Annotated in this window: 3 protein-coding genes; all 3 read right to left on the reverse strand. The window is 48.1% G+C overall.

Annotated elements, in window-relative coordinates; genetic code table 11:
* Positions 1-1,022, reverse strand: a 1,022-nt coding sequence (locus Q7P41_RS08355) for a YqaJ viral recombinase family protein (RefSeq protein WP_303883426.1), incomplete at its 3' end; no start/stop codon positions are given.
* Positions 983-1,147 carry a hypothetical protein gene (locus Q7P41_RS08360; protein ID WP_303883428.1) on the reverse strand — a complete coding sequence of 55 codons (165 nt, stop codon included), beginning with the start codon at positions 1,145-1,147 and terminating at the stop codon, positions 983-985. The genes Q7P41_RS08360 and Q7P41_RS08355, both read right to left, overlap by 40 nt.
* Entirely contained in the window at positions 1,125-1,247 is a 123-nt protein-coding gene (locus Q7P41_RS08365) for a hypothetical protein (protein WP_303883429.1), read from the reverse strand. Before Q7P41_RS08365 ends, Q7P41_RS08360 begins: the two co-directional genes overlap by 23 nt.
* Positions 1,248-1,646 lie beyond the last annotated feature (399 nt).

The raw sequence follows: 1,646 nt of genomic DNA on the forward strand, positions 1-1,646 counted from the left end.
ACCTTAAAGATGCGGTAGCCCTCCGAGGTTACCGCATATTTTTTTATGACGTCCTGAGATATCCCGAGATCCGTTATAAGTTTGTTGTAATCTATCGATGTTCTGTCCTTCGTCTTCTTCCATGTAACCACCCAACCATCCCCTTTTATTCCCTCGTGGTCTCCGATGCGCTCTTTTAATTTGTTTTCTAAAAGCCTCACCTCCTCCTCTATATTGGCCAGTTGCTCTTTTTTTCGTACAAGCTCAGTTACAAGGATGCCGTCCTCTTCGGTTCCGTCCGCTAAGTCTAAGTCCCCCCTTCTATATAGAGTGGCAAGCATCCTTGCCGCCGAGATCGACGCATCGACGCTTGGCGGTTCCTTTTCAAGTACGTTTTTATGCCAAAACTCACCAGCTTTCTCGATGAGTTTTGATATAAGCTCATCGTTCCTCGTGATGTGATAGATGATGGGCAGTTCCCCTGCGATCGTTACTATTAAATCCCACTTTTCGATGTCGCTTGCCGCCATGTACCACTGGCATTGTATGAGGTACTGGTCTGGCACCTGATCTGTTTCTGGAGGGCCCCAGTACTGCGCCTGTCGGTACCCAGCGGTTTTAATCTCAAGCCCGTGGAGGATGTTGCCCGCTTCGTCTACCACCAGCCTGTCTGGCGTGCCGAGGACGAAGTCGTATGCTGGACTTTTTATAAGCCCTACCTTAACGGTCTTGAGTCCAGTCATCTCTTCGTAGTCCTCTGCCAGTACAGGCTCCATCCTTCGGCCCCGCTTCATGTAGGGAGTGTCTTCGTCCTCGTCAGCTAGCCCCAGCTTTGAAAGGAATACGTCGTAAACGGTTTTGTAGGGATTAAGCCCTACAATGGCTGCGATATCTGTGCCTGTGATGCCTTCCATGCGCTTCGCAAGCCATAACTCCTTGTCTGCGTCATGTGTAAGTACCTCGTACTTTGCCTTAAATTCATCGATACCCATACAATCGCCTCCTATTGCGAAAAATTGTCGCAAATCCTGTCTCCGGGCCACACGATGCCCTCCTTAAAAGGACAGGCACCGCCGCCCCTTTCCCCTTCTGCAAAGAATATGCAATCCTTGCAGTAGTACCCTATAAATCCTGTGATGCAGGCATTATCGGTCTTTGCCCTCTTCATTTTTGCACCTCCTCACCACCTCTAAGGCAAGCCCTATGCCCATCGACAGTAGCCCTATTACCGAAATTAGGAATACAAAGACAAAGAGGTCGGCCAACATGCTATCACCTCCAAACATTATCGGCATCACGAAGATAGCCAATAATTTCGACCATCCTGTGATGCCGAATACAGTCCCCGCTGAACTGGTCAAAGTCAGCAGGGCATTCAGAGTAAGGCGGTTCTCCAAAACCAGTATTGGGGTTGAATGTCCCCCAATACGTTCTCACCGCCTCACAGCCTTCACAAAATCCTTCAAGGAAAGCTGTGTCCTCGAGGTATGCCCTAGATGCGCTAGATAACCCTTCTACTTCACCTATTGCAATCGCCCCCTTTTAATCTCTTTGTGTTACTTTTTTATAAGTATATGCTCCTTGGAGTTAAAGGTCAAACCGTTTCGGCGCCTGTAACGTTAGTTTTTACTAATGACCCAATGACAAATACATTAGAAAACTCTCAT

This window comes from Acetomicrobium mobile (assembly GCF_937920065.1).